The organism is Klenkia brasiliensis, from assembly GCF_900100695.1.
Lineage (GTDB): Bacteria > Actinomycetota > Actinomycetes > Mycobacteriales > Geodermatophilaceae > Klenkia > Klenkia brasiliensis.
In genome coordinates this window covers 210870-237609 of the sequence record NZ_FNCF01000001.1, presented here as the reverse complement: position 1 = coordinate 237609, position 26740 = coordinate 210870, and the positions used below count along the sequence as shown (strand labels likewise).

Genomic DNA, 26740 nt, shown 5'->3' with positions numbered 1-26740 from the left:
TCAACCGGGCAGGGGCACGTTCTGCAGCCGGACCTGGCCGCGGGCGACCACCTTGCCGTCCTCGGCCCGGGTGAGCGTGACCAGCCACAGCTGCAGGGTGCGGCCCTGCTGCACCGGCTCGGCCAGCACCTGCAGCCGGCCCGACGTCACGGGGCGCAGGAAGTCGGTGGAGTTGTTCACCCCGACGGCGAACTGGCCGCGGTCGGCGACCGCGACGCTGCCGCCGATGCTGGCCGCGGACTCGATGGCGGTGCAGTAGACGCCGCCGTGCACCACGCCCCAGGGCGTGTGCTGGTCGGGGCCCAGCTCCAGGGTGCCGGTGACCCGGGTGCCGGTCATCTCCTCCGGGGTGAACCCGCTGGCGGCGAGGAAGGCGCTCGCGGGGGCGCCGAGGTCGGGGGCGCTCACAGCGGCGCGTCCCAGACGAGGCAGAACGGGTGGCCGACCGGGTCGGCGTAGACCCGGAAGTCCCCGCCGCCGCCGGGCAGCCGGCGGGCGCCCAGGGCGAGCGCGGCGGGCTCGGCGGTGTCGATGTCGGCGACCCGGACGTCGAGGTGGGTCTGCTGCGGCCGCGCCGGGTCGGGCCAGTCCGGCGGCTGGAGGTCCGGTGCCTGCTGGAAGGCCAGCCGATAGCCCTGGCCGGTGACGACGACCCAGTCGTCGCCGGGGGAGCCCTGCACCTGCATCCCGAGCAGCTCGCCGTAGAAGCAGGCCAGGGCGTGGGCGTCCGGGGCGTCGATGACGTAGGAGTGCAGCTGACCGATCACGCCGTCATCCTGCCCGGGTCGCGCCGGTTCGGCTGGGGCACGATCGGGGGATGACCGCACCGCAGCTGGGCACGCTCGCCTGGGTCCCCGCCGCCGACCGCCCCGACCTGCTCGCCGCCCCGGTGGCCGCCGCGCTGCCGGGCCTGTCCGGACCGGCGTGGGTGGCCGGGATCGACGACGACCTGGCCGACACCGCCGCGTTCGGCGAGGCCTACCAGGTCCCGGCATCCGCCTCGGCCAACTGCGTGGTGGTCGCCGCCCGCCGCGGCGGGGAGACGACGCTGGCCGCCTGCCTGGTGCTGGCCACCACCCGCGCCGACGTCAACGGCCTGGTGCGCCGGCACCTGGGCGCCCGCAAGGCGTCCTTCGCCCCGCAGGACGTCGCGGTTGCCGAGAGCGGCATGGCCTACGGCGGGATCACGCCGGTCGGGCTGCCGGCGTCCTGGCCGGTGCTGGTGGACGCGGCCGTGGCCGCGGGGGAGCTGCTCGTGGTCGGCTCCGGCACCCGCGGCAGCAAGCTCGCGGTGCCCGGCGCGGTGCTGGCCGCGCTGCCGGGCGCGGAGGTGCTGGAGGGCCTGGGCTTGCCGGTCGGGTGAGCGCCGGGGCTACCGTCGGGAGGATGAGCAGGGACCCCGACCCGGCGCCCGGCCCGTCCGGCCCGACGTCCTACCGGAAACCGACCGCGCCGCCGTCGATGCGGCCGCGGCGTCGGGCGACGTCACCGGGCACGGGGGCGGCGGCCGGTGCGGAGCCGACGGTCGAGCCGTCACCCGACGCCGACGCCGGGTGGGGTGACCGGCAGCCGGCCGACGAGGACGCCCGCTACCTCGCCGACCGGCCGCCGCACTGGGGCAGCGACTAGAGCTGCCCGGGCAGGCTGGTGGTGCCGGGACCGATCGGGTTCTCGGCCGGGGCCTTGCCCCCCTGCGCTCGCAGCAGGTCGCGGATCTCGACCAGCAGCTCGACCTGCGTCGGGGCGACCGGGCCGGCCTCCTCCCCGCGCTTGCGCCGCTCCAGGATCGTCTTCATCGGGAGCACGACGGCGAAGTAGACGACCGCCGCGGTCAGCACGAAGGTGATCACGGCGCCGATGAACTCGCCGTAGGTGAAGGTCTGGCCGTTCACCGTGAAGGTGCCGCCCGTGGTGCCGCCGCCGGTCACCAGGCCGATCAGCGGGGTCAGGAACGACGCGGTGAACTGCGTGACCAGGGCGGTGAACGCGGTGCCGATGACCACCGCGACGGCCAGGTCGACGATGTTGCCGCGGAACAGGAAATCCTTGAAGCCCTTGATCATGTCTGTCCTCCGGTTGCTCGACGGTCACCCAGGGTCAGGGCGGGCCGAGGGTAGCGCTGAGCGTCGCCTGGGTGGTTGCCGTCGCCAACTCGGCCGCCGTGGTCTCCGCCACGGCCAGGACGAGCAGCCCGGGGTCGGGCCCCTCGGGTGGTGCGGCCAGCACGAGGGCACCGGCGGCGACGACCCGCGTGTCGCCGTCCGAGGTCGTGGCCAGCACGTCGACCCGGTCGCCGGCGCGCAGCAGCGCGGCGACGGCGAGGTCGGCCAGCCGCACCGGCGCGGCGACCTGCCCCTGCGGTACCCGGGCCCAGAGGCCGGGCCCCACCACCCGGGCGTCGGTCACCGGTTCGCCCCGCCGGACCGGGGCGGCGAGCACGGCGCCGGTGAGCTCGGCCGGGTCGCGGGCGGCGCCGTCGGGCACCAGGCCGGTCGGCCACTCGGCGGTCACCAGGTCGTCGGCGCCCAACGGCCGGCCGGCGGGCAGGTCCGCCCCCGCCACCACGACGCCCGCCACGGCCGGGGCGCCGGGCGCTGCGGGTGCCGGGCGGAGGGCGAGGGCCAGCGCGAGCAGGGCCAGCAGGCCGGCGGCGACCCGGCGCAGGGTGTGCGCCGGGTGGCGGGGGCGACGCAGCGGGGGCAGGTGCACGGCCCGATCGTCGCCCCGCCCGCGGCGTGCGGGGCCGACCGGCGACCGGCTGTGGACGGGGACCCCGGATGGGGACGGCGGCCGGCGGACCCGGCCGCCGTCTGCTAGGTCAGCTGGACGGCGCGCTGCTCGACGAGCTGGACGAGGTGCTCGAGGTGGCGGAGGTGCTGCTGGACGAGGAGGACGACGAGCTGTCGCCGCCGGAGGACCCGCTGCTGCTCGAGGACTCCTTGGCCGGGGACGAGCTCGTGGAGGACTTCTTCCCCGAGTCACGGCTGTCGGTGCGGTAGAAGCCCGAGCCCTTGAAGACCACGCCGACCGAGCCGTAGACCTTGCGCACCGGCGCCCCGCACTCCGGGCAGGTCTCCACCGCCGGGTCGGTGAACGACTGGACCACCTCGAACTGGTGCTTGGTCTCGGGGTTGGTGCAGGCGTACTGGTACGTGGGCACGGTGCTGGACTCCTCCGTCGGTGCGAACCGGGCTGGCACTCGGACCCGGCGACTGCCAATCATGCGCCACCTCCGGTGCGCCGTCCACGAGACACCCCTTACCGTCCGGTCGTGGCATCGCCGTGGCTCACCGACCAGCAGCAGCGGACCTGGCGGCTGTGGCTGTCGGTCGCCGAGTTGCTGCCGCGCACCCTGGACGCCCAGCTGCAGCGCGACGCAGGCCTCACCCACGCCGCCTACGTCGTCCTCGCCATGCTGTCCGAGGCCCCCGAGCGGCGGCTGCGGATGAGCGAGCTGGCCCGGATGGCCAACCAGTCGCAGAGCCGGCTCTCGCACACCGTCGCCCGGCTCGAGGAGCGCGGCTGGGTGCGGCGGGAACGGGCCGCCGAGGACGGCCGCGGCAACGTCTGCGTGCTGCTCGAGGACGGGTGGGACGTCGTCCGCACGGTCGCGCCGGGGCACGTGGGCGCCGTCCGGGGCGCGTTGTTCGACGTCCTCACCGACGAGCAGGCGGCCGCGCTGCACGACGCGCTGGCCGCCGTCCTGGAGGGCCTGGACCCTGAGCGGGTCGAGCGCCTCGGGCGCTGACCGGGTCAGCGCAGGTGCCGGAGGAAGCCCTCGGGCCGGTCGAGGAACTGCCGCCAGTTCGCGGTCAGCTCCAGCTCCTCCCAGGTCGCCGGGCGCAGGCCCCACGGGCCGACCTCGAGGATGCGGGCCCCGGGGAGGGCGGCGACCAGCGGTGAGTGCGTGGCGACGACGAGCTGCGCGCCCTGCTCGGCCAGGTGCAGCAGCCCGGCCAGCAGCCGCAGCTGGCCGCCGAAGGAGAGCGCGGCGTCCGGCTCGTCGAGCAGGTAGACCCCCGGCCCGCGCAACCGGTCCTCGAAGATCGACAGGAACGCCTCGCCGTGGCTGAAGGCGTGGAACGACGGCTCACGCGGCGGCGCGAAGGGGTCCCGGTTGTCCTCCAGGTAGGAGTAGAGGCCGTGCAGGGTCTCGTCCCGCAGCAGGTAGGACCAGCGGGGCGCACCCGGGGAGCGCTCGACCACCAGCGGGAGCGCCTCCGGCTCGGTGCGGCGGACCTCCATCCGCGACCCGCTCGACCCGCCCTGCGGGTTGAGGCCCAGGGCGGCGGCCAGCACCTCCACCACGGTCGACTTGCCCGAGGCGTTCTCGCCCACCAGCACGGTCGCCCCCGGCGCCAGCTGCAGGCCCTCGGCCCACAGCTGCGCCACCGCGGGCACGGTCATCGGCCAGACGTCGGCCGGGGGCGGGTCGGCGCCGGGGTCCGCGCGGATGCGCCGCACCCCCGGTCGCTCGCCCATGGCCCGCATCCTGGCTCACCGGTGTCCGTCCTGGCTCGCCGGCACCGGCGAGCCAGGACGGACGTGGACCAGCCAGGCTGATCCCCGCCGGGCGGGGGGTCAGCGGGCGCGGCGGCCCAGGTGGCGCCAGCGGGCGGCCCGGCTGCGCATCCGCTCCACGTCGTCCCGCCCGAGCAGCCCGGCCAGTTCCTCGGCCAGCACCCGGCCCAGGCGCTGGCAGAACTCCTGCGGCTCGTCGGCGGCGTCCGGGCGCTCGGGCACGACGCGGTCGACGATGCCCGCGCGCCACAGGTCGGTGGCCCGCACGCCCTGCTGGGCGGCCATCACGTCGGCGTGGTCGACGTCGCGGTGCACGATCGCCGACGCGCCCTCCGGGGGCAGCGGGCCCAGCCAGCCGTTGGCCGCGGCCAGCACCCGGTCGGCCGGCACCAGCGCGAGCGCGCCGCCGCCGGTGCCCTGGCCCAGCAGCACCGCGATGGTCGGCGCCCTGAGCGTGACCAGGTCGGCCAGGCAGCGGGCGATCTCCCCGGCCAGCCCGCCCTCCTCGGCCTCCTTGGACAGCGCCGCCCCCGGGGTGTCGATGAGGGTGACCAGCGGCAGCCGCAGCTCCGCGGCCAGCCGCATGCCGCGCCGGGCTTCCCGCAGCGCGGCCGGGCCGAGCGGGGCGGTGAGGGACTGACCGCGCCGGTCCTGGCCGAGCACCACGCAGGGCGCGCCGCCGAAGCGGGCCAGCGCGAGCAGCAGACCCGGGTCGGCCTCACCGGCGCCGGTGCCGTTCAGCGCGACGACGTCGGTGGCCGCGGCCCGCAGCAGCCGCCGCACGCCGGGCCGGTCGGTGCGCCGGGACGCGGTGACCACGTCCCACGCCGTCCGGCCGTCCTCGGGGTCGTCGGCGTCGGTGCCGTCGCCCTCGACCGGCCCGGCGACCTGGGCGTCGCGGTGCCAGGTGGACCGGGCCGCGAGCACCCGCAGCGCCCGGTCGGCGACGTCGGCGACCTGCTCGTGCGGCACGACGGCGTCGATGACACCGCGCTCGTGCAGGTGCTCGGCCGTCTGCACGCCCTCGGGGAACTTCTCCCCGTACAGGGCCTCGTAGACCCGCGGGCCCAGGAAGCCGATCGAGGCGCCGGGCTCGGCGATGGTGACGTGGCCCAGCGACCCCCACGAGGCCAGCACCCCGCCGAAGGTGGGGTGCCGCAGGTAGACCAGGTAGGCCAGGCCGGCGTCCTTGTGCCGGGCGATGGCCTGGGTGATGCCGACCATCTGCAGGAAGGCGACCGTGCCCTCCTGCATCCGGGTGCCGCCGGAGACGGGCGCGGCCAGCAGCGGCAGGCCCTCGTCGGTGGCCCGCTCGATGGCCCGGACCAGCCGCTCGGCGGTGGCGACGCCGATCGAGCCGGCCAGGAACCCGAACTCGCCCGCGACGACGGCCACCCGGCGCCCGCGCAGCCGGCCCTCGCCGGTGACGATGGCCTCGTCCTGCCGCGACCTCTCCTGCGCGGCGACCAGCTCCGCGGCGTACTCGGCCGAGACGTCCCGCGTGCCGACCGGGGTGTCCCAGGAGACCCACGAGTCGGCGTCGAGGACCAGGTCCCGCAGGGTGCGGGCGTCCATCCGGGTGGTCACGAGCGCAGCCACGCGCGGATCGCGTCGCCGTCGGCGCCCAGCACCGGGGGAGCGGTGTGCTCGCGGCGGGTCGTCTCGGTCTCGCCGTCGGCGGACGGCGCGAAGAACCGCAGCGGCGGGCCGGGCAGCTGCACCGTGCCGAGCGTCCGGTGCTCGACGTCGACCAGCAGGCCCTGGGACAGCGTCTGGTCCCAGGCGTAGACCTCGTCGATGGTGCGCACCTTCCCCGCGGGCACGCCGGCGGCCGACAGCCGGGCCAGCAGGGTCTCGGCGTCGATCCGGGCGAACGCGGTCTCCAGGAGCCCGATGACCCGCTCCCGGTTGCCGACCCGCTCGCCGTTGGTGGCCAGGCCGTCGGCCTCGGGGTCCAGGCCGAACTCCGCGCACAGCCGCCGCCACAGCGACTCCGACCCGCAGGACAGCTGCACCGAGCCGCCGTCGGCGCAGCGGAACAGGCCGTAGGGGGCGATCGAGGGGTGGTGGTTGCCCTGCGCGTGGCCCACCTTCCCGCCGACGGTCCACGCCGTGCCCTGGAAGGCGTGCACGCCGACCACGGCGGCCAGCAGCGACGTCCGCACGACCTGCCCGCGGCCGGTCCGCTCGCGCTCCAGCAGCGCGGCGAGCACCCCGTAGGCGCCGTACATGCCGGCCAGCAGGTCGCCGATGGGGACGCCGACCCGCTGCGGGTCGTCGGGCCCGGAACCGGTGAGCGACATCAGCCCGGCCTCGCCCTGCGCGATCTGGTCGTAGCCGGCGCGCCCGCCCTCGGGCCCGTCGTGGCCGAACCCGCTGATGGCCAGGGTGACCAGCCGCGGGTTGAGCTCGGCGAGCACGTCGGTGCCGAAGCCGAGGCGGGCCAGGGTGCCGGGGCGGAAGTTCTCCAGCAGGACGTCGGCCCGGCGCAGCAGCTCGGTCAGCGTCGCCTTGTCCCCGGCGTCCTTCAGGTCGAGGGTGATCGACTCCTTGTTCTTGTTCGTCGACAGGAAGTACGTGGACTCCCGGTCGCCCTCCTCGGGCTGCACGAACGGCGGGCCCCAGCCGCGGGTGTCGTCCCCGCCGCCGGGGTTCTCCACCTTGATCACCCGGGCGCCGAGGTCGCCGAGCATCATCCCGGCGTGCGGGCCGGCCAGCGCCCGGGTGAGGTCGACGACGAGCACGCCGTCGAGGGGTCCTGCGGTCACGGTTCCTCCGGTCATCAGAGCCACCCGGGGACGACGAAGACCAGCCAGGCCAGGAGCGGACCGACGGCGACGACGATGCCCGAGTAGGCGAGGATCTGCTTGTAGAAGCGGTCGCGGTCGACGTCCTGGGCGTTGGCGAGCACCAGGGCGCCGTTGGTGGAGAACGGGCTGACGTCGACGATGGTCGAGGCGACCGACAGGGCGACGACGACGCCCACCGCCCCGATCTCGCCGGCGAGCAGGAACGGCACGGCCAGGGAGATGGCGACGCCGATGATCGCGGTGGAGCTGGCGAAGGCCGAGACGACGCCGCCGATGTAGGCCAGCAGCAGCGCGACCACCAGCGGGATGCCGATCGCGGTCACGCCCTCGCCGACGTAGTCGATGGTGCCGGCCTCCTGCAGCACGAAGACGTAGCTGAGCACGCCGGCGATGAGCAGCACGGTGGACCAGCTGATCTGCATGACCGCGCCCTTGTGCCGGGCGGCGGAGAACAGCGCCAGCACGGTGGCGATGGTGATCGAGACGAAGCCGATGTCCAGGTCGAAGACCAGGGCCAGGACGACGAGGACGGCGAGCCCGACCAGCGTCAGCACCTGCTCGGCGGTGACCCCCCGGGTCCGCTCCTTGACGTCCACGGCGGCGCCGGCGCCGGTGCCGTGGCCGCTGACCTCGGCGTCGGTGTCGCCGCCGGCCGGGTCGACCTCGGGCTCGTCGCCGACCCGGCGGCCGGCCAGCCGCCGCCCGCCGAGGACCAGGAACAGCACGACGCCGATGGCCAGGTTGAAGAACAGGCTGCCCAGGAAGACCGCGAGCGGGCTGCCGGGCAGGTCGTTGGCGGCCACGATGCTGTTGACCGTGACGCCGTAGACGCTGATGGGGGAGAAGCCGCCGGCCTGCGCGCCGTGGATGACCATCATGCCCATCAGCAGCGGGCTGATCCGGTACCGCGCGGCGAAGCCCAGGGCGATCGGCGCGATGATCGCGACCGCCGCCGGGCCCAGCGCGCCGATGGCGGTGAGCACACCGGTGACGGCGAACATGATCCAGGGGATCAGGGCCACCCGGCCGGCGACGAGCTTGACCGCGCCGCGCACCAGCAGGTCGACGGTGCCGTTGTTCTGCGCGATGGCGAACAGGTAGGTGACCCCGATCAGGGTCAGCACCAGCTCGCCCGGGAAGCCGGCGAGGATGTCGTCGGTGGTCATCCCGACGGCGAGGGTGCCGACGAGGAAGGCGGCCACGAAGGCCAGCGCGCCCATGTTGATGGGCAGGAAGGTGGCGATCGCGAAGATCGCCACCAGCGCCAGGATCGAGATGATCTCGGGTGACACGGTCTCTCCCACGTCGTCGGGGGCCGGCTGTGCACCGGCTGTGCTCGGATCGTGCGCGCACCGTCCTGCGGCGGCACCTCGGTACCGGTGGCTCAGTGGACTGGCCACTGAGCCGGCGCTAGTGTGGCACCCGTCACGACGTACCTGTCAAGGAGGTGCCGGTGGGTCCGGGTCCGCTGCGCCGCAACCGGCTCTACGAGCAGGTGGTGCACCAGGTGCTCACCTGGGCGGCGTCCTCCGGGCTCGGCCCCGGTGACCGGCTGCCCGCCGAGCGCGAGCTGGCCGCCTCCCTCGGGGTCAGCCGGGCCACCCTCGCGCAGGCGCTCGTGGCGCTGGAGGTGACCGGGGTGGTCGCCGTCCGGCACGGGGACGGGACCGTGCTGCTCACCGCGCCCCGGCCGGACTCCGTGCTGGCCGCCCTCGACGCCCGCCGCGAGGACCTCGGCGCGGTCATCGAGGCGCGGGAGGCGCTGGAGGTCCGGCTGGCCGGGCTGGCCGCCCGCCGGCGCACCGACGGGGACCTGGCCGCCATCGACGCCGCGCTCGCGGGCATGGCCGCCGACGTGGGCGCCGGCGGGCGGGGGGTGGCCGGTGACGAGCAGTTCCACGCCGCGGTGACCGCCGCCGGGCACTCGCCGCTGCTGGCCCGGTTCATGGCCGAGATCGCCGACCGGATCCGCGACTCCCGCATCGAGTCGCTGTCCCAGGAGGGCCGGCCGCACCGCTCGCTGGAGGGGCACCGGGCCATCGCCGACGCCATCCGCGCCGGCGACCCCGACGCCGCGGCCGCCGCCATGGCCGCGCACATCCACCTGGTCTCCGACGTCCCCCTCCTCGGCGGCGGCTGAGTCAGGCCAGGTCGCGCCAGCCGCCCGACGGCGTGACCACCGCGTGCAGGCGCACGTCGTGGTCGTCCACGGGCACCGCGGGCAGCAGCTCCTCGTCGAACACCACGCCCACCAGGACGGCGTCGGGTGCGGCGAACCGGAGAGCCCGGTCGTAGAAGCCGGCGCCCCGGCCCAGCCGCGCGCCGTCCAGCCCCACCGCCAGCGCCGGGACCACCACGGTGCCGGCGTCGGCGAGTGCCTCCGGGGGCAGGCGCGGCCCGGTCGGCTCCAGCAGCCCGAACCGGCCCTCGGCGAGCTCGGCGGCCCGGGCCCAGGCCAGCACCCGGCCCGTCGGCGGCACCACCGGCAGCAGGGCGCCCGGGCCGAGGGCGTCGACCAGCGCGCCGTGCCCGGGTTCCTCCGCGGTCGGCACGTACCCGGCGACCACGCCGCGCAGGTGCGGCCGCAGGTGCGCGGCCACCGCCCGGGCGGCCGTCGCGCGGTCGGCGGGGGAGCGCGCGGCGCGGGCGGCCTGCAGAGAGGTGCGCAGGGTCACCTTGGCGCTCACCACCAGGGGGGAGTCGGCCACGGGGGGAGGCTAGCTAGGGTCCGTGCCATGTCGAGCCCGACGAACCGTCGTCCCGCCCGCAAGGCCGTCATCCCCGTGGCCGGGATGGGCACCCGGTTCCTGCCCGCCACCAAGGCGGTGCCCAAGGAGCTGCTGCCGGTGGTCGACCGGCCGGCGCTGCAGTACATCGTCGAGGAGTCCGCCCGCGCGGGGCTCGCCGAGGTGCTCATGGTCACCGGCCGCGGCAAGGCCGCCATCGAGGACTTCTTCGACCGCACGCCCGAGCTCGAGGCGGCGCTGGAGAAGAAGGGCGACCAGGCCCGCATCGACGCCGTCGCGGAGTCCACCGACGTCGCCCAGGTGCACTTCGTGCGGCAGGGCGAGGCCAAGGGCCTGGGCCACGCGGTGCTGCAGGCCGCCTCCTTCGTCGGCGACGAGCCCTTCGCCGTGCTCCTGGGCGACGACCTCATCGACGCCCGCGACCTGCTGCTCGAGCAGATGCTGGCCGTGCAGGCCGAGCACGGCGGCTGCGTGGTCGCGCTGCTCGACGTGGGCGCGGACAACATCGACAAGTACGGCTGCGTGGCCGTCGACGACGCCCCGCAGACCGGGGCCGGCGACGCCGACCAGGTCGTGGCGATCACCGGCATGGTCGAGAAGCCGAAGAAGGAGGAGGCGCCGTCCAGCCTGGCCATCATCGGCCGCTACGTGCTCGCCCCCGAGATCTTCGACGCGATCCGCAGCACCCCGCCCGGCCGCGGTGGGGAGATCCAGCTGACCGACGCCATCCTGGCGCTGCTCGAGCAGGGCGTCCCGGTGCACGGCGTGGTCTTCTCCGGCCGCCGCTACGACACCGGCGACAAGCTCGACTACCTCAAGGCCGTCGTCCGGCTGGCCGTCGAGCGCGACGACCTGGGCCCCGCCCTGCGGCCCTGGTTGCGCAGTTTCGTCGGTGACCTTCCCCCCGAGGGCGCGTCGCAGGCCTGACCTGCGTCCCCGAGCGGGCACCATTCCGGGTCGGGTGCCCGATCCAGGGCACCCGAGGACCGGGACGGCGGTGGTGACGGTGGCGGGGCTGACCGAGGACAGGACGCGGGGCTGGTTCCGGGGTGCCCGGGAGACCACCCAGCTCGACCTCGCGACCGGCACGAAGGCCGGGAAGCCGACCGGCGCGAAGGCCGCCGCCGGACCGCAGCCGACCCAGGCCATCGCCGGCACGCACGCCACCGTGCAGGTCGACCGCGACCAGCTCCCTGGCCTGGACGCCGCCGAGCCCCGCACCGACAGCTGGGCCGCCGCCGAGCCCGCCGAGCCCGTGGTGCGCACCGTCGAGCAGCACCTCGACCTCATCCTGGCCGCCGCGCCCACCCCCGACCCCATCGAGCTCGCCGTCCTCGACGCCCAGGGCCTGCTCTGCGCCGAGCACGTGGTGAGCAGCCGCGACCTGCCCGCCTTCGAGCAGGCCGCCCTCGACGGGTACGCCGCCCGCTCGGTGGACACCGTCGGCGCGACCCCCGAGGAGCCCGTCGGCCTGGCCGTGGTGGGGGAGAGCCTGGCCGGCCCCGCCGAGCCGTCGGCCATCGGCCCCGGCCTGGCGCACAAGGTCGCCGCGGGCGCGATGCTGCCCACCGGCGCCGACGTCGTCGTCCCCACCGTCTGGACCGACGGCGGGGCCGCGCACGTCGGCGTGCACGCCGAGCTCGCCCCGGGCACCTACGTCCGGCGCACCGGCGAGGACGTCGCCGTCGGCGACACCGCGGTCTCCCCGAACACCCCGATCGGCCCGGCCCAGATCAGCCTGCTGGCCGCCGTCGGCCGCGACCGCGTGCTGGTGCACCCCCGCCCGCGGGTGACCGTCCTGTGCGCCGGCAACGAGCTGGTCGACGTGGGCACCCAGCCCGGCCCGGGCCAGGTCGTCGACGTCAACAGCTACGCGCTGGCCGCCGCGGCCCGCGACGCGGGTGCCGAGGCCTACCGCGGCGGCATCCTGCCCCGCGACCGGCGCAAGCTGGTCGAGCTGCTGGAGAGCCAGCTGCTGCGCAGCGACGTCGTGCTCATCTCGGGCACCTTCGCCGGCGGCGGCTTCGACCTGGTGCAGGAGGCGCTGGCCCAGCTCGGCGAGGTCACCTTCGCCCAGGTCGCCATGCACCCCGGCCCGGTGCAGGCCTTCGGCCGCCTGGGCCGCGACGGCGTCCCCGTCATCTGCATCCCCGGCGAGCCCGCGGCGGCGCTGGTGGCCTTCGAGGTGTTCGTCCGGCCGGCGATCCGGCTGATGCTGGGCAAGCGGCAGCTGTTCCGCCGCACCGTGCAGGCGGTCTCGGCCCAGCAGCTGCTGTCCCCGCTGGGCTACCGGCAGTACCTGCACGGCCAGGTCATGCGGCACCCCGACGGCGGCTACGTCGTCGAGCCGGTCGGCGGCGGGGAGAGCGGGCACGACGCGGCCCTGGCCCGCACCGCGCGCTCCAACTGCCTGGTCGTGGTGGACGAGGACGTCACGGAGGTCGCCCCCGGCGGGCTGGTCACCGTGATGCCCATGCTGCTCGGCGGCTGAGCTGACCTCCTTCTGGACCGACCCGGCACTGCACCCGGGCTGGCCGGCGCAGCTGGCGCACGGCGAGGTGTCGCTGCACCCGCTGCGCCGCTCCGACGCCGCGGAGTGGTCGCGGCTGCGGCTGGAGAACGAGGCGTGGCTGGCCCCGTGGGAGCCGACCGCGCCGGCGACCTGGGCCGCGCGGCACACCCCGGCCGTCTACCGCGGCATGCGCCGGGCGGCGAACCGCCGGGCCCAGCTCGGCCTGTCGCTGCCCTTCGCCGTGCGGCACCGCGACCGGCTGGTCGGCCAGGTGACGCTGGACAACGTGGTGCGCGGCGCGCTGCGCTCCACCCACGTCGGCTACTGGATCGACCGGGCCGCCTCCGGGCAGGGCATCGCCTCCCTCGCGGTCGCCCTGGCGTGCGACCACGCCTTCGGCCCGGCGGGTCTGCACCGGGTCCAGGCCGACGTACGTCCCGAGAACGGTCGAAGCTGCCGATTGGTGGAGCGGCTGGGTTTCCGGGAGGAGGGGTTGTTCCGCTCGTACCTCGACATCGACGGCGACTGGCGCGACCACAGGGGCTACGCGCTGCTCGCCGGTGACCACCCCGGCGGGGTCGTCGCGCACCTGCTCCGGACCCGACGGTCCTGACCCGGTCCGACACGCCGGGCGCGCGACACGCCGTCCCGTCGCGACACGACACGGACGTGTCCCGGTGCGCCTCCCCCGAAGTGGGGACGGCGCGCCCTAACGTGCTGACTCGAGTGACCCGTGTGACTCGTGTGACGCCAGGGATCGGCGTCGCGCACGCGGGTGCCAAGGACGGATGCGGGGTGGTTCGCGATGGGATCGGGTGTTCTGCTGGCCGCTCTGGTCGTGCTGTGGTTCGTCGTGCTGGTGCCCATGGTGGTCACCCGGGGCGACGCGGCACCGGCCCGGGCGGGCGCCGTCGACACGGGGCGCACGCTGCGCCGGCGACGGGTCGTCGACCCCGTCGTGCACGCCGACACCGAACGGGTGGCGATCGACCGGGAGCAGCTCTACCGCACCGGTGAGCTGGTCGTCGACGTCCACGCCGTCCGCCGCCGCACGCTGGCCGGCCTGGCCGCGCTGGCGGTGCTGGCGCTGGTCGGCGCGCTGACCTACCGCTCGTGGCTGTGGGCCCCCCAGGTGCTGCTCGACCTCGCCGTCGTCGGCTACCTGATGGTGACCCGGGCCGCCGCCCAGCGGGAGCGGCGGACCGCCGCCCGCCGCCAGGCCCGCGCCGCCCGCACCGCGCGTCCGGCTCCCCGGCCGGCCCAGCGCCCGGCGGCGCAGCGGCCCGCCGTCCCGGCCCCCCGCCGGGTCGTCGCCGCGGCCTCCGCGCCGGTGCCGAGCCTGCCGCTGGCGCCGGTGCACCCGCTGCGCCCGGGCCGGGTCGTCGCGGCCTCGACCGGCGCCCCGGCGACGGCCGGCTGGCAGCACAGCGCGGTCGTCGGGCTGGACGACGAGGACATCGGCTTCGCCGACATCGACGTCTACGCCCCCCGGGCGGCCACCGGCTGACCCTGCGCGGCAGCCGCCGCACCACGCGGTAGGCTGTCGTGCGCAAGGGGCTGTGGCGCAGTTGGTAGCGCGTCTCGTTCGCAATGAGAAGGCCAGGGGTTCGAATCCCCTCAGCTCCACCCCGCACGCAGCAGGCCGGGCCCTCGGGCCCGGCCTGCTGCGTTCTACCGGGTCCCGCCGAAGTCGGCGGCCCGCTTGCCGGCGAACGCGGCGATGCCCTCGGCGGACTCCGCGTCGGCCGCGGACGCCACGATCAGCCGGGCCTCCTCGTCCAGCTGGGCGTCCAGCGTGGTGGTGGCCGCGCGGCGCACCAGGCCGCGGGTGCGCACCATGGCCCGCACCGGTCCGGCCGCCACGAGGTGCGCCAGGGCGGTGGCCTCGTCGGTGAGCCGGTCGTCGTCGGCCAGCCGGGCCACCAGGCCCGCGGCGTGCGCGTCGGCGGCGCTGAGCGTGCCGTTGGTCAGCATGAGGTCCAGCGCCCGCGGCGCGCCGAGGGTGCGGGCCAGCGCCCAGGAGGTCCCGCCGTCCGGGGACAGGCCGATGGCGCCGTAGGCGGGCCGGATCTTCGTCGACCGGGCGCAGACCACCAGGTCGCAGGCGCCGACCAGCCCGATGCCGGCGCCCGCCACCGCGCCCTGCACCCCGGCGACCACCGGGACGGGGCAGGTGATGACGGCCCGGACGGCGTCGTGCCAGCGGTTCGCGAGGGCGCCGATGAAGGCCGCCCGGTCCGGCGCCGCGGCCATGCCCGCCACGTCGCCGCCCACGCAGAACCGCGGCCCGTTGCCCAGCAGCAGCACCGTGCGGGTCCGCGCCGGCCGCTGCTCGAGGGCGTCGACCAGGGCGTCGGCGAGGGCCAGGTCGATGGCGTTGCCGGCGTCCGGGCGGTCCAGGACCACCCGCCAGACGTCGCCGTCCACGTCGGTGCTGATGCGTCGCTGCGCTGCGTCCATGCCCGCACGGTAGGACCCCGGGCACGACGACGCCCCGGGTCCGTGCCGGGACCCGGGCGTCGTCGGCGGGGTCAGCGGCGGTGCGTCAGCTCCGCCTCGACCTCGCCGTCGATCGCGGCGGGGGCGCCGCCGAACTCGTCGGCCACCTCGCCGGCGACCTCGTCGGCCGCACCGACCGGGTGGCCGTCCTCGTCCAGGCCGGCGTCGGCCCGGGCCAGCATCCGGTGCCCGGTGGACAGCACCGCGACCGCGGCGAGCACCGTGGCGGCGCCGACGAAGAACGGCACGTGGATGTCGAAGGCGTCCACCAGCTTGCCGGCCACGAACGGGGCGAGCCCGCCGCCGAGGAAGCGGACGAAGCCGTAGGCGGCGGAGGCGACCGGCCGCTCGACCGGGCTCACCAGCATGACCGCCTGCGTGGTCAGGGTGTTGTTGATGCCGATCGGGATGCCGGCGGCCACCACGCTGGCGATGAGCACCCAGCGGGTGTCGGTGAACAGCGCGATGAGCAGCAGCAGGACGGCGAAGAAGGTCAGTGCGCCGTAGAGGCTGCGGGCGGTGCCGAAGCGGGCCTGCAGGCGCGGGGCGCCGGCGACGGAGAACAGCGCCACCAGCAGGCCCCAGCCGAAGAACACGAAGCCGAGCTGGATCGCCGAGAGCTCCATCGGGAAGGGCGCGTAGCCCAGCATGGTGAAGAAGCCCCAGTTGTAGAGCAGGGCGGTGATCGCCATGGTCAGCAGACCGCGGTGGCGCAGGGCCTTGAGCGGGGCGGACAGCGGCGTGGGGCGGGCCGGCGTGGGGGTCGGGTCCAGCAGCACGACGGTGGCGACCAGGGCGATGGCCATCAGCGCGGAGACGCCGAAGAACGGGCCCCGCCAGCTGACCGAGCCCAGCAGGCCGCCGACCAGCGGGCCGGCCGCGATGCCCAGGCCCAGGGCGGCCTCGTAGAGCACGATCGCGCCGGCGAACCCGCCCGAGGCGCTGGCCACGATGACCGCCAGCGAGGTCGCGATGAACAGGGCGTTGCCCAGGCCCCAGCCGGCGCGGAAGCCGACGATGCCGCCGACGGAGTCCGACAGGCCGGCGAGGGCGGCGAACACCACGATGATGGCCAGCCCGGTGATCAGGGTCTTCTTCGCCCCGATCCGGCTGGACACCCAGTTGGTGCCGAGCATCGCGACCGCGGTGACCACCAGGTAGCTGGTGAACAGCAGCGTCACCTGGCTGGGCGAGGCGTCGAGCTGGCTGGACAGCGCGGGCAGGATCGGGTCGACCAGACCGATGCCCATGAAGCTGACGACGCAGGCGAAGGCCACCGCGTAGACGGCCTTCGGCTGGGCGAACATGCTGGTCTTCTCACTGGTCGCGCCGTGTGCGCTCACCAGGTCACCTCCGTGTCGGGGTCGTGCAGGGTTCGGGTCAGTGCTGCAGGACGCCGGCCAGCCGGGCCAGCGCGGGCAGGGCGGCGGCGATCCGGTCGACCTCGTCCTCGTCGAGGTCGCCGAGGGGACCGGCCAGCCGGGCGGCCCGCTCGGACCGGCGGCGGGCCAGCAGGTCCGCGCCGGCGTCGGTCAGGCTGAGGACGACGGCCCGGCCGTCGCTGGGGTCGGCCGACCGCTGCACGAGGCCCTGCCCGGCCATCCGGGCGATGAGCGCGGTCATCGAGGGCTGGCTGACGCCCTCGGCCGCGGCCAGCTCGGTGAGCCGCGCGGGGCCCGAGCGCTGCAGCGTCGACAAGGTGGCCGCGGCGGTCAGGCTCAGCTCCGCGCGGGTGCTGGTCAGCTGGCGCAGGCCGACGACGACGTCGTCCAGGCGCGCAGCCAGCTCGGTCCGGTGTTCGTCCACCAGTCCGTTGTACTACTCAACTATCTATCCCACAACGTGGCGCCCGCCTCAGAACCAGGAGGGGAACCACATCCGCTGCACCCACTCGGCGTAGGACAGCGGCTGCCCCGTGAGCACCGGGTAGAAGAACGCGAACGTCAGCGCCACCACCGCCAGGTACAGGCTCACCGCACCCAGGCCGAGCTGGCGGCGGAACGGGGTGACCGGGCCGTCGGCGGTGGGTCGGCCCAGCACGTCCTGCAGGGCGAGGGTCACCGCCAGCACGAAGAAGGGCAGCACCGGCGCCATGTAGAAGATGAACATCGTCCGGTCGAGGTTCACGAACCAGGTCAGCCAGCCGGCCGCGATGGCCACGGCCACGGTGATCGCCGCCGGGTCGCGCCGGGCCGCGATGCGCCAGAGCAGCCACAGCATGGCCGGGGCGAACACCAGCCAGAGCGTGGGCGTGCCGACCATCAGGATGTAGCGGATGACCTGGCCGCCGTCGGCGTCGGTGAGGCCCTGCGGGTTCCACAGCAGGATCGGCCGGCCGTCGACCAGCCACGACCAGGGGCCGGACTCCCACGGGTGCGGGGTGGACAGCCCGTTGTGGAAAGCCAGCCACTCGCCGTGCATGTGCCACAGCGACCGCAGGGCGCCGGGCACCCACGGGAACGCGGTGTCGGGGTTCTGGTCGGCCCAGTGCCGGCCCTGCGGGTTCTCGCCGAGGAACCAGCCGGTGAAGGTGGCCAGGTAGGTCAGCACGGGCAGGACCGCCAGCGCCCACACCGCCCCCGGCAGGCCGCGGCGCAGCGTCGTCCGGGTGGGGGAGGCCACCCCGGCCTCGCGCCAGGCGGCCCGGTCCCAGAACAGCGACAGCACGGCGAAGAAGGCCAGGAAGTAGACCCCGGACCACTTCACCCCGGCCGCGCAGCCGAACAGGATGCCCGCGGCGATCCGCCACCCGCGCGGCCCGAGCGCGAACCCGCCGGTGAGGGCACCGGCTGCCCGGACCCGGGCGCGCACCCGGTCGCGGTCGACGACCAGGCAGGCCACCGCGCTGACCACGAAGGCCTGCAGGAACACGTCGAGCAGACCGATCCGCCCGATGGTGAACGCGAAGCCGTCCAGCGCCATGAGCAGGCCGGCCACCAGGCCCAGCAGCGTCGACCCGGTCAGCCGCCGGGCCAGCCGGACCAGGACGACGACCGCGACCGTGCCCGCCACCAGGCTCGGGAAGCGCCACCCGAAGCTGTCGTAGCCGAACAGCTTGATCCCGCCGGCGATGAGCAGCTTGCCCAGCGGCGGGTGGACGATGAAGGTGTAGCCGCGGTTGTACTCGTAGCCCCACTCGAGGACCTCGTTCGCCTCGGGCGGGTAGTAGGCCTCGTCGAAGAGCAGGTCGCCGGGGTAGCTGAGGTCCCACAGCCGGCTGAGGAACGTGGCCGCGCCGAGCACCGCGGTGAGCACCCACGACAGCACCCGGTCGGTGGGCAGGGGCGGGGTGACCTGCCGGGCGGGGCGCCGGGGCCGGCGGCGGGGGTGCACCGCGGGCGTGGCCTCGTCGTCCGTCCGCTCCGGAGCCAGCACCGCCACGTCGGAAGGGTATGCGGAAGGTCTGGCAGTCTCGTGCCGTGACGGGACGGCTGGTGCTCGGTGGCGCGCCCCTCGGGCAGCCCGGCGACGTCGGGCCCCGGCTGCGGGCGGCGATGGCGTCCGCCGACGTGCTCGCCTGCGAGGACACCCGTCGGCTGCACCGGCTCGCCCAGGACCTCGAGGTCACCTTCACCGGCCGGGTGGTGACCTTCCACGAGACGGTGGAGGTGTCCCGGCTGCCCGGGCTGGTGGCCGCGATGCAGGCCGGGCAGACCGTGCTGCTGCTCACCGACGCCGGCATGCCCTCGGTCTCCGACCCCGGCTACACCCTCGTCCGCGCCGCCGTCGAGGCCGGTGTCGAGGTGACGTCGGTGCCCGGGCCCTCGGCGGTCACCACCGCGCTGGCCGTGTCGGGCCTGCCCTGCGACCGGTTCTGCTTCGAGGGGTTCGTGCCCCGCAAGGGCCGCCGCACCGCATTCGCCGCCCTGGCCGCCGAGCCGCGCACGATGGTGTTCTTCGAGTCCCCGCACCGGCTCGCCGACGCCCTCGCCGACGCCGCCGCCGTCCTCGGCGACGACCGGGACGCCGTCGTCTGCCGGGAGCTGACCAAGACGCACGAGGAGGTGGTCCGCGGCACGCTGGGGTCGCTGGCCGCCTGGGCCGCGGACGGCGTGCGCGGCGAGATCACCCTCGTGGTCGCCGGCGCCCCCGCCGGGCCGGCCGACCTGACGCAGGAGGAGATCGCCGCCGAGGTGGCCCGCGAGGAGGCGGCGGGGGAGACCCGCAAGGACGCCATCCGGGCCGTCGTCGCCCGCACCGGCCTGCCCAAGCGCGTCGTCTTCGACGCCGTCGTCGCCGCCAAGACCCCCTGACCGCCCCGGCGCGCCGCCGCGGACGCCCCCGTGCACCAGGTATCGGAAGCTCTACCCCAGCGCGGTGGGCCCGGCGGGTGGGTAGAGCTTCCGATGTCTCAGGCGGACCGCAGCTGCGCCATGCGCATCCGGTACACGGCCAGCACCTTCGCTCGCACACCGTCGGGGTCGCGCAGCACCTCGGCGTAGGTGAAGCGGAGGACCAACCAGCCCATGGACGCCAGGAGCGCATCGCGGGCGAGGTCGTCGGCCCGCTGCTGGGCGGAGGAGTGGAAGGCCGCCCCGTCCAGCTCCACCGCGAGCATGGCCTCCTCCCACGCCCGGTCGAGGTGGCGCGTGATGCCGTCCGGGCACCGCACGGGCACCTGGCCCCTGCTCCTCGGGAGCGACCGGTGCCGGAACACGCGGAGGACACCGAGCGCCTCGAGCTCGCTGCGCACCCCGTCCGCGACCAGGTCGACGGCGAGGACCAGGTCGCGGTGCCCGCCGATGTTCGGGCGCCGCGTCGTCGCCCGGTGCAGCGTCTCGGCGTCCAGGCGGTGGTCACGGACCGCGTCGATGAGGGTCGGGCGTCGTCCGGTGCGGGGGAGCAGCGGCCAGGCGTCGACCAGGCTGTCCGCGAGGGTGGTCACCGGTAGGCCGCGCACGGCAGCGTGGTCGGCGGCTGCGAGGTCGAGCCGCCGGTGGACGACGAGGTCACGGGTGCCGGCCCGCCGTCGGGTCTCGTCGATGGTTACGTGCACCGGCCCGGCGTGCTCGCGGACCCCGTGGACGGCCAGCGCCGTCGTGTGGCTCAGCAGGGCCAGGCCGCCGGCGCACACGAGAGCTGCCCGCAACCGGCGGTCACCGACGGCCGGGTTCCCCCGCGCCGTGTAGACGTGCGGGAACACGCGGCGCAGACGGCCACTCGCGACGTAGCCGTCGATGACCCCCACCGGTGCCACGCGCAGGAGTTCCTGGCGGGTGGCCAGGCCGTGCTGCTGCCGCAGGAGGCGATCGATGCGGGCGGGCCAGTCCTCGTCGGTCACGCGCGCAGCGTGGGGTGCGGCGCGCGCTGGTGGGGGGTCCCGCGCACATCTGTGGACAGCGGTCGGTGTCCACAGGCCGCGGGTATCGGAAGCTCCACCCAGGCCGATCCGGCCGTGGGACGGGGTAGAGCTTCCGATACCCCAGGTGGGCGGACAGGTGTGGCGCGCGCGGCGGGGGGCCGGTTACAGCCAGCCGCTGCGCTTGAAGGCGCGCCAGAGCAGGCCGCAGGCCACCGCCATCACCAGCAGCACCAGCGGGTAGCCGTAGTGCCAGCTCAGCTCCGGCATGTACTGGAAGTTCATCCCGTAGATGCCCGCGATCGCGGTGGGGACGGCGATGATGCCCGCCCACGCGGAGATCTTGCGCATGTCCTCGTTGTCCGACAGCGACGTGCGGGCCAGCGACGCCTGCAGGATCGACCCGAGCAGCTCGTCGAGGGCGGCGATCTGGTCGCGCACCCGGAAGACGTGGTCCTGCACGTCGCGGAAGTAGGAGCGCATCTCCTTGGGCACGATCTCGGCCTGCCGGTCGGTGAGCGCCTGCATCGGCAGGTCCAGCGGGGTGACCGCGCGGCGCAGCTGCATCAGCTCGCGCTTGAGCTGGTAGAGCCGCTGCGAGTCGTCGGTGCGCTCGGCGGAGAACACCGAGGCCTCGAGCTCGTCGACGTCCTCCTCCATCGCCTGCGCGACCTCCACGTAGTGGTCGACCACCAGGTCGGCCACGGCGTAGAGCACCGCCGACGGGCCCAGGCAGAGCAGGTCGGGCTGCTGCTCCAGGCGGTGCCGCAGCTCGGCGAGCCCGCCGTGGGAGCCGTGCCGCACGGTGATCACGAAGTGGTCGCCGAGGAAGACCATCACCTCGCCGGTGTCGACGACGTCGCTGGTCGCGGTCAGCTCGGCGTGCTCGACGTAGGCCGCGGTCTTGAGGACGACGAACACCCCGTCCTCGTAGCGGTCGAGCTTGGGCCGCTGGTGGGCGTAGACGGCGTCCTCGACGGCGAGGGGGTGCAGGCCGTACTCGGTGGCGACGGCCTCGATCTCCTCCTCGGTGGGCTCGTGCAGCCCCAGCCAGACGAAGCCGCCGCGCTCGCGGGCGGTGCGCAGCGCGTCGTCGGGTCCGACGCCCGGGACGCGGTGGCCGTCGACGTACACGCCGCAGCCGACCACGGGCGCACCCTCGGGCCGCTGGGGGGCCGGGTGCAGCGGGGAACCGGCCGGCCCCGGGGTCCGGCGGGTGCGCGGCTGCGGGGCGGGCGCGCCCGTGCGCGCGGGGGCGTCGGGTCCGGTGCTGGTCATGTGTCTCCTCCGCTGCGGTCGAGCGCGACCGCAAGCATGCGGACAGCTGCCGATGGTGGCACGCTCCGCACACCAGGTGTGATCAACAACCTTCGGGCAGGGGGTACGCAGATGACCGTCGCGAACGGCCGGCGCGTCAAGAGCGTCGAGGACTCCATCGCCGACACCGAGGAGCCGGAGCACCAGCTCAAGAAGAACCTGTCGGGCCTGGACCTCACCGTCTTCGGCGTCGGGGTCATCATCGGGACCGGCATCTTCGTGCTCACCGGCGAGGTCGCGCAGACCACCGCCGGCCCGGCGGTGGCCATCTCCTTCGTCATCGCCGGCATCGTCTGCGGGCTGGCCGCCCTCTGCTACGCCGAGTTCGCCTCCACCGTCCCGGTGGCCGGGTCGGCCTACACGTTCTCCTACGCGACCTTCGGCGAGCTCATCGCCTGGATCATCGGCTGGGACCTCGTGCTGGAGCTGGCCCTGGGCGCGGCCACTGTGAGCGTGGGCTGGTCGGGCTACCTCAACCAGCTGCTGAGCGACATCGGCATCGGCCTCCCCGAGGTGATCGCCGGGGAGACGGCCCGCTTCAACATCCCGGCGATGTTCATCGCCCTGGTGATGACCGGCGTCCTCATCCTCGGCATCAAGCTGTCCTCGCGGATCACCTCGATCATCGTGGCGATCAAGGTCGTCATCGTCCTGCTGGTCATCGTGGTCGGCGTCTTCTACGTCAAGGCCGCGAACTTCAGCCCGTTCATCCCGCCGACCCAGCCCGCCGAGGACGGCGGCTCGGGCCTGACCCAGCCGTTCATCCAGCTGCTCACCGGCTTCGCCCCGGCCAGCTTCGGGGTCGAGGGCGTCATCGCGGGCGCGGCGATCGTGTTCTTCGCCTTCATCGGGTTCGACATCGTCGCCACGGCGGCCGAGGAGACCAAGGACCCGGCCAAGGACCTGCCGCGCGGCATCTTCGGCTCGCTGGCGGTCTGCACGATCCTCTACGTGCTGGTCAGCCTCGTGGTCGTCGGCATGCAGAACTACACCGAGCTCAACGCGTCCGCACCGCTGGCCGGGGCGTTCTCCAGCGTGGGCCTGCCGTTCTTCTCCGGGATCATCTCGGTGGGCGCGCTCGCCGGTCTGACCAGCGTGGTGATGATCCTGCTGCTGGGCCAGTCGCGCGTGCTGTTCGCGATGAGCCGGGACCACCTGCTGCCCCCGGGGCTGGCCAAGGTGCACCCCACCTACGGCACCCCGTACCGGATCACCCTCATCACCGGCGTGGTGGTCGCGGTGATGGCCGGGCTGATCCCGCTGGGCACCCTGGCCGAGCTGGTCAACATCGGCACGCTGTTCGCCTTCGTGCTGGTCAGCGTCGGCGTCATCGTGCTGCGGCGCACCCGGCCCGAGCTGCCGCGGGCGTTCCGGGTGCCGCTGATGCCCGTGCTGCCGGTCGTGGCCGCCCTGGCGAGCTTCTACCTGATGCTCAACCTGCCGACCGACACCTGGATCCGGTTCGCGATCTGGATGCTGCTGGGGGTCATCGTGTACTTCGCCTACGGCCGCAAGCACAGCCGGCTGGCCAAGGGCGGCGACCACGACCACAGCGTGGAGACCGGCGACGGCACGGCGGGCCGGCGCCGCACCAGCTGACACACCCCGGCCGACGGGGCCGGTTCACCCGGACGGGTGAGCCGGCCCCGTCGTCGTCTCCGGGCACCCGCGCGGCGGGACGACCTCAATCGGTGACCGACCGTCGCCGTCCAGGGAGTCCCAGTGTCCAGCACCGTCGTCGCGCTGCCCCGGGTGCCGCGCACCCCGACCGCCGCGCGGGTGCGCCCGCCGGCCGCCGTGCTGGGCACCGGTGCGCTGTGCGTGGCCGAGGCACTGGCCCTGCTCGCGCTCGGCCTGACCTCGCTGGACGCGCTGTGGGGGGACGGGCTGCGCCCGCCCGGTGCGCTGGTGGCCGGCACCCTGCTGGGGCTGGCCGCCTGGGTCGTGCTGGTGGCCGCCGGCGGGGCCACCCTGGTCGACGGCGCCGGCCACCGGCTGCTCGTGGCCGTCTCCGTCGGGGAGCTCGTCGTGCTGGCCGTGCTCGCCGTGGGCGGGGCCAGCGGCGGGGTGCACCGGGTGGAGCTCGCCGGCCACGTCGTCGCGCTGTCCGCCGTGGCGGTCACCGCGGCCGTCGTCCCCCTGGGCAAGCTGCTGCTGGGCACGACGCCGTCGGCCGGTGCCTGGACGGCGACCACCCGGCGCCCGGTCCGCGCCCCGCGCCCGCCGGTGACCCACCGCCGGGCCCGGGCCGCCACGCTGCTCGTCATCGCCGCCGTGCTGACCGCGGTCGCGGTGACCGGCCACCCGGCCCCGACCGGCACCGCACCCACGAACGCGGTCGACAGCGCTCACTAGTCTCGTGCCGTGAGTGATCGGCACATCCTGACCGCGGTCGCCTGGCCCTACGCCAACGGCCCCCGGCACATCGGCCACGTCTCGGGCTTCGGGGTGCCCTCCGACGTCTTCAGCCGGTACCAGCGGATGGCCGGCAACAAGGTGCTCATGGTCAGCGGCACCGACGAGCACGGCACCCCGATCACCGTGGCCGCCGACGCCGAGGGCGTCTCCCCGCAGGAGATCGCCGACCGGAACAACCGCATCATCGTGGGTGACCTGACCGGCCTGGGTCTGAGCTACGACCTGTTCACCCGGACGACGACGGCCAACCACGCCGCGGTGAGCCAGGAGATCTTCCTGGGCCTGCTCAAGAACGGCTACGTGTTCCCGCAGACCACCCTCGGCGCCATCAGCCCCTCCACCGGGCGCACGCTGCCCGACCGCTACATCGAGGGCACCTGCCCGATCTGCGGCTACGACGGCGCCCGCGGCGACCAGTGCGACAACTGCGGCAACCAGCTCGACCCGGTCGACCTGGTCAACCCGGTCTCCAAGATCAACGGCGAGACGCCGAAGTTCGTGGAGAGCGAGCACTGGTTCCTCGACCTGCCCGCCTTCGCCAAGGCGCTGGGGGACTGGCTGGGCACGCGGCGGAGCTGGCGGCCCAACGTCCTGAACTTCAGCGTCAACCTGCTCGAGGACCTCAAGCCGCGCAGCTACACCCGCGACATCGACTGGGGCATCCGCATCCCGCTGCCCGACTGGCAGGACCGGGACGACAAGCGCATCTACGTCTGGTTCGACGCGGTGGTGGGCTACCTGTCGGCGTCCATCGAGTGGGCCCGCCGGTCGGGTGACCCGGAGGCGTGGCGGCAGTGGTGGCAGAGCCCGGACGCCGACGCCTACTACTTCATGGGCAAGGACAACATCGTCTTCCACGCCGAGATCTGGCCCGCGCAGCTGCTGGGCTACAACGGCGCGGGCGACAAGGGCGGCACCCCCGGCTCCTACGGCGCGCTCAACCTGCCCACCGAGGTCGTCTCCAGCGAGTTCCTGACCATGGAGGGCAAGAAGTTCTCCTCCTCGCGCCGGGTGGTCATCTACGTGCGCGACTTCCTGGAGCGCTACGACGCCGACGCGCTGCGCTACTTCATCGCCGTGGCCGGGCCGGAGAACCAGGACACCGACTTCACCTGGTCGGAGTTCCGCCGCCGCAACAACGACGAGCTCGTGGCCGGCTGGGGCAACCTGGTCAACCGGTCGATCTCGATGGCGGCCAAGAACGTGGGTGCGGTGCCGCAGCCCGGGGACCTCACCGACGCCGACCGCGACCTGCTGGCGACGACGTCCGGGGCGTTCGGCACGGTCGGGGAGCTGCTGGGCCGCAACCGGCAGAAGGCCGCGGTCAACGAGGCCATGCGGGTGGTCGGCGAGGCGAACAAGTACCTGTCGGACCAGGCGCCGTGGAAGCTCAAGGAGGACCCGGCACGCCGGGACTCGGTGCTGTTCACCGCGCTGCAGGCGATCAAGGACTGCAACGGCCTGCTGTCGCCGTTCCTGCCGCACGCCGCGCAGCAGGTGCACGAGCTGCTCGGCGGGGAGGGCACCTGGTCGGTCGCACCGCGCATCGAGGAGGTCACCGACCTCGACGACGGCCGGCCCTACCCCGTGATCACCGGCGACTACGGGACCGGGCAGGCGGTCTGGGCGTCGGTCCCGATCACACCCGGGACGCCGCTGCAGGCCCCCAAGCCGGTCTTCACCAAGCTCGACGAGTCGATCGTGGAGGAGGAGCTGACCCGGTTCACCGAGGGTCAGCCGTGAGCCGGTCGGCGTCCTCGCGGGCGAACAAGCGGGGCGAGCCGCCGCCGCCGTCGCCGGAGCCGTTGCCCGCCCCGGCGCTGGACAGCCACACCCACTTCGACATCGCCGTCGGCGGGGAGGGCCGCACGCCCACCGACGCCGAGGTGGATGCCGAGATCGCCGCGGCGGCCGCCGTCGGCGTCCCGCGGCTGGTGCAGGTGGGCGTCGACGTCGTCAGCTCGCGGTGGTCGGCCGAGCTGGCGGCGCGGCACCCGTCGGTGCTGGCCGCGGTCGCGCTGCACCCCAACGAGGCCGGCTCCGGCGCGGCCACCCCCGAGGCGTTGGCCGAGATCGACCGGCTGGCGGCGCAGCCGCGGGTCCGCGCGGTGGGGGAGACCGGCCTGGACCGGTTCCGCACCGGCCCCGAGGGCTGGGACGCCCAGGAGGAGTCCTTCCGGGCGCACATCGGGATCGCCAAGCGGCACGGCATCGCGCTGGTCATCCACGACCGGGACGCGCACGCGGAGATCCTGCGGGTGCTCGACGACGAGGGCCTGCCCGAGCACACGGTGTTCCACTGCTTCTCCGGCGACGCCGCGTTCGCAAGGCAGTGCCTGGACCGGGGGGCGGTGCTGTCCTTCGCCGGCACGCTGACCTTCGGGAACGCCGGCTACCTGCGCGAGGCCGCGGCGATCGCCCCGGTCGACCAGCTGCTGGTCGAGACCGACAGCCCCTTCCTGACCCCCGTCCCGCACCGCGGTCGGCCCAACGCGTCCAGGCTCGTGCCGCACACGGTCCGGGCGCTGGCCGAGGTGACCGGCACCGACCTCGCGCAGCTGTGCGACACCCTGACCGCGACCGCCGAGCGCGTCTTCGGCCCCTGGCAGGACTGAGC

Annotated in this window: 29 protein-coding genes and 1 tRNA gene; 14 read left to right on the top strand and 16 right to left on the bottom strand. The window is 74.8% G+C overall.

Annotation, left to right across the window (positions count from 1 at the left end; all coding sequences use genetic code 11):
* Positions 1 to 408, bottom strand: a complete 408-nt coding sequence (locus tag BLT39_RS01240) for a PaaI family thioesterase (RefSeq protein WP_242658072.1) — start codon at positions 406 to 408, stop codon at positions 1 to 3.
* A complete protein-coding gene (locus BLT39_RS01235; RefSeq protein ID WP_091057356.1) occupies positions 405 to 767 on the bottom strand; it encodes a VOC family protein in 363 nt (120 codons plus the stop codon). The genes BLT39_RS01240 and BLT39_RS01235 overlap by 4 nt, the downstream gene beginning before the upstream one ends.
* 50 nt (positions 768 to 817) lie before the next feature.
* Here BLT39_RS01235 and BLT39_RS01230 point away from each other — a divergent pair, with 50 nt between their 5' ends.
* Complete coding sequence (locus BLT39_RS01230; RefSeq protein WP_091057353.1) at positions 818 to 1363, top strand: YbaK/EbsC family protein; 546 nt, start codon at positions 818 to 820, stop codon at positions 1361 to 1363.
* 23 nt (positions 1364 to 1386) lie between these two features.
* Positions 1387 to 1629, top strand: coding sequence for a hypothetical protein (locus tag BLT39_RS21960; RefSeq protein WP_131801374.1), 243 nt, complete (start codon positions 1387 to 1389; stop codon positions 1627 to 1629).
* Here the strand turns inward: BLT39_RS21960 and mscL are convergent.
* From mscL to BLT39_RS01215, 3 genes are all read right to left on the bottom strand, one after another.
* Positions 1626 to 2063, bottom strand: a complete 438-nt coding sequence (gene mscL, locus BLT39_RS01225; RefSeq protein WP_091057349.1) for a large conductance mechanosensitive channel protein MscL — start codon at positions 2061 to 2063, stop codon at positions 1626 to 1628. The genes BLT39_RS21960 and mscL overlap by 4 nt on opposite strands.
* A 34-nt stretch (positions 2064 to 2097) precedes the next feature.
* Positions 2098 to 2709, bottom strand: a complete 612-nt coding sequence (gene cpaB / locus BLT39_RS01220; RefSeq protein ID WP_242658071.1) for a Flp pilus assembly protein CpaB — start codon at positions 2707 to 2709, stop codon at positions 2098 to 2100.
* A 109-nt stretch (positions 2710 to 2818) separates the two neighbouring features.
* Positions 2819 to 3160: an FmdB family zinc ribbon protein gene (locus BLT39_RS01215; protein ID WP_091059136.1), complete on the bottom strand. Its 342-nt coding sequence runs from the start codon at positions 3158 to 3160 to the stop codon at positions 2819 to 2821.
* A gap of 111 nt (positions 3161 to 3271) precedes the next feature.
* Between BLT39_RS01215 and BLT39_RS01210 the strand changes: the two genes are divergently transcribed.
* Positions 3272 to 3748 (top strand): MarR family winged helix-turn-helix transcriptional regulator, encoded by a 477-nt coding sequence (locus BLT39_RS01210; protein WP_091057346.1) that lies wholly within the window; start codon positions 3272 to 3274, stop codon positions 3746 to 3748.
* Between the two features lie 5 nt (positions 3749 to 3753).
* Here BLT39_RS01210 and BLT39_RS01205 read toward each other — a convergent pair whose 3' ends face one another.
* The 4 genes from BLT39_RS01205 to BLT39_RS01190 form a co-directional block, all read right to left on the bottom strand.
* Positions 3754 to 4482: an AAA family ATPase gene (locus BLT39_RS01205; RefSeq protein ID WP_091057342.1), complete on the bottom strand. Its 729-nt coding sequence runs from the start codon at positions 4480 to 4482 to the stop codon at positions 3754 to 3756.
* A 99-nt stretch (positions 4483 to 4581) separates the two neighbouring features.
* Entirely contained in the window at positions 4582 to 6120 is a 1539-nt protein-coding gene (locus tag BLT39_RS01200; protein WP_242658070.1) for an acetyl-CoA carboxylase carboxyltransferase subunit alpha/beta, read from the bottom strand.
* Positions 6105 to 7289 carry a CaiB/BaiF CoA transferase family protein gene (locus BLT39_RS01195; RefSeq protein WP_242658069.1) on the bottom strand — a complete coding sequence of 395 codons (1185 nt, stop codon included), beginning with the start codon at positions 7287 to 7289 and terminating at the stop codon, positions 6105 to 6107. Before BLT39_RS01195 ends, BLT39_RS01200 begins: the two co-directional genes overlap by 16 nt.
* A 14-nt stretch (positions 7290 to 7303) precedes the next feature.
* Positions 7304 to 8623, bottom strand: coding sequence for an SLC13 family permease (locus BLT39_RS01190; protein WP_091057336.1), 1320 nt, complete (start codon positions 8621 to 8623; stop codon positions 7304 to 7306).
* Between the two features lie 161 nt (positions 8624 to 8784).
* Here BLT39_RS01190 and BLT39_RS01185 point away from each other — a divergent pair, with 161 nt between their 5' ends.
* On the top strand, positions 8785 to 9471 hold the full coding sequence (locus tag BLT39_RS01185) for a FadR/GntR family transcriptional regulator (RefSeq protein ID WP_207507499.1): 687 nt from the start codon (positions 8785 to 8787) through the stop codon (positions 9469 to 9471).
* A gap of 1 nt (position 9472) precedes the next feature.
* Here the strand turns inward: BLT39_RS01185 and BLT39_RS01180 are convergent, their stop codons facing one another.
* Positions 9473 to 10039, bottom strand: coding sequence for a 5-formyltetrahydrofolate cyclo-ligase (locus BLT39_RS01180; RefSeq protein WP_091057329.1), 567 nt, complete (start codon positions 10037 to 10039; stop codon positions 9473 to 9475).
* Between the two features lie 27 nt (positions 10040 to 10066).
* Here BLT39_RS01180 and BLT39_RS01175 point away from each other — a divergent pair, with 27 nt between their 5' ends.
* The 5 genes from BLT39_RS01175 to BLT39_RS01155 all read left to right on the top strand — a co-directional run bounded on the left by BLT39_RS01175 (position 10067) and on the right by BLT39_RS01155 (position 14216).
* Positions 10067 to 11005, top strand: a complete 939-nt coding sequence (locus tag BLT39_RS01175) for a UTP--glucose-1-phosphate uridylyltransferase (RefSeq protein WP_091057325.1) — start codon at positions 10067 to 10069, stop codon at positions 11003 to 11005.
* A gap of 79 nt (positions 11006 to 11084) precedes the next feature.
* Complete coding sequence (gene glp, locus BLT39_RS01170; RefSeq protein ID WP_091059129.1) at positions 11085 to 12569, top strand: molybdotransferase-like divisome protein Glp; 1485 nt, start codon at positions 11085 to 11087, stop codon at positions 12567 to 12569.
* 67 nt (positions 12570 to 12636) lie between these two features.
* Positions 12637 to 13203, top strand: a complete 567-nt coding sequence (locus tag BLT39_RS01165) for a GNAT family N-acetyltransferase (RefSeq protein WP_242658068.1) — start codon at positions 12637 to 12639, stop codon at positions 13201 to 13203.
* Between the two features lie 192 nt (positions 13204 to 13395).
* Positions 13396 to 14097, top strand: coding sequence for a divisome protein SepX/GlpR (gene sepX / locus BLT39_RS01160; protein ID WP_091057319.1), 702 nt, complete (start codon positions 13396 to 13398; stop codon positions 14095 to 14097).
* A gap of 46 nt (positions 14098 to 14143) precedes the next feature.
* Positions 14144 to 14216: transfer RNA gene (locus BLT39_RS01155), tRNA-Ala, on the top strand.
* Between the two features lie 45 nt (positions 14217 to 14261).
* Here BLT39_RS01155 and BLT39_RS01150 read toward each other — a convergent pair.
* The 4 genes from BLT39_RS01150 to BLT39_RS01135 form a co-directional block, all read right to left on the bottom strand.
* Positions 14262 to 15050, bottom strand: coding sequence for an enoyl-CoA hydratase/isomerase family protein (locus BLT39_RS01150; protein ID WP_091057317.1), 789 nt, complete (start codon positions 15048 to 15050; stop codon positions 14262 to 14264).
* 71 nt (positions 15051 to 15121) lie between these two features.
* On the bottom strand, positions 15122 to 16432 hold the full coding sequence (locus BLT39_RS01145) for an MFS transporter (protein WP_242658067.1): 1311 nt from the start codon (positions 16430 to 16432) through the stop codon (positions 15122 to 15124).
* Positions 16433 to 16469: 37 nt separating this feature from the next.
* Positions 16470 to 16895: a MarR family winged helix-turn-helix transcriptional regulator gene (locus BLT39_RS01140; protein ID WP_242658066.1), complete on the bottom strand. Its 426-nt coding sequence runs from the start codon at positions 16893 to 16895 to the stop codon at positions 16470 to 16472.
* Between the two features lie 48 nt (positions 16896 to 16943).
* On the bottom strand, positions 16944 to 18470 hold the full coding sequence (locus tag BLT39_RS01135; protein WP_091057310.1) for a dolichyl-phosphate-mannose--protein mannosyltransferase: 1527 nt from the start codon (positions 18468 to 18470) through the stop codon (positions 16944 to 16946).
* Positions 18471 to 18508: 38 nt separating this feature from the next.
* Here BLT39_RS01135 and rsmI point away from each other — a divergent pair, with 38 nt between their 5' ends.
* Complete coding sequence (gene rsmI, locus BLT39_RS01130) at positions 18509 to 19342, top strand: 16S rRNA (cytidine(1402)-2'-O)-methyltransferase (RefSeq protein WP_091057307.1); 834 nt, start codon at positions 18509 to 18511, stop codon at positions 19340 to 19342.
* Between the two features lie 98 nt (positions 19343 to 19440).
* Here rsmI and BLT39_RS01125 read toward each other — a convergent pair whose 3' ends face one another.
* The gene (locus BLT39_RS01125) at positions 19441 to 20370 is read right to left on the bottom strand and encodes an endonuclease domain-containing protein (protein WP_091057304.1); all 930 of its coding nucleotides are present in this window, start codon (positions 20368 to 20370) and stop codon (positions 19441 to 19443) included.
* A gap of 183 nt (positions 20371 to 20553) precedes the next feature.
* A complete protein-coding gene (gene corA / locus BLT39_RS01120; protein WP_091057300.1) occupies positions 20554 to 21666 on the bottom strand; it encodes a magnesium/cobalt transporter CorA in 1113 nt (370 codons plus the stop codon).
* Positions 21667 to 21777: 111 nt separating this feature from the next.
* On the opposite strand from corA, the gene BLT39_RS01115 reads away from it, so the two are divergent.
* From BLT39_RS01115 to BLT39_RS01100, 4 genes are all read left to right on the top strand, one after another.
* Positions 21778 to 23304 (top strand): amino acid permease, encoded by a 1527-nt coding sequence (locus BLT39_RS01115; protein WP_091057297.1) that lies wholly within the window; start codon positions 21778 to 21780, stop codon positions 23302 to 23304.
* A gap of 123 nt (positions 23305 to 23427) precedes the next feature.
* Entirely contained in the window at positions 23428 to 24060 is a 633-nt protein-coding gene (locus BLT39_RS01110) for a hypothetical protein (RefSeq protein ID WP_091057293.1), read from the top strand.
* Positions 24061 to 24069: 9 nt separating this feature from the next.
* Entirely contained in the window at positions 24070 to 25866 is a 1797-nt protein-coding gene (gene metG, locus BLT39_RS01105; RefSeq protein ID WP_091057288.1) for a methionine--tRNA ligase, read from the top strand.
* Entirely contained in the window at positions 25863 to 26738 is an 876-nt protein-coding gene (locus tag BLT39_RS01100; protein ID WP_091057284.1) for a TatD family hydrolase, read from the top strand. Before metG ends, BLT39_RS01100 begins: the two co-directional genes overlap by 4 nt.
* The last annotated feature ends 2 nt before the right edge of the window (positions 26739 to 26740 follow it).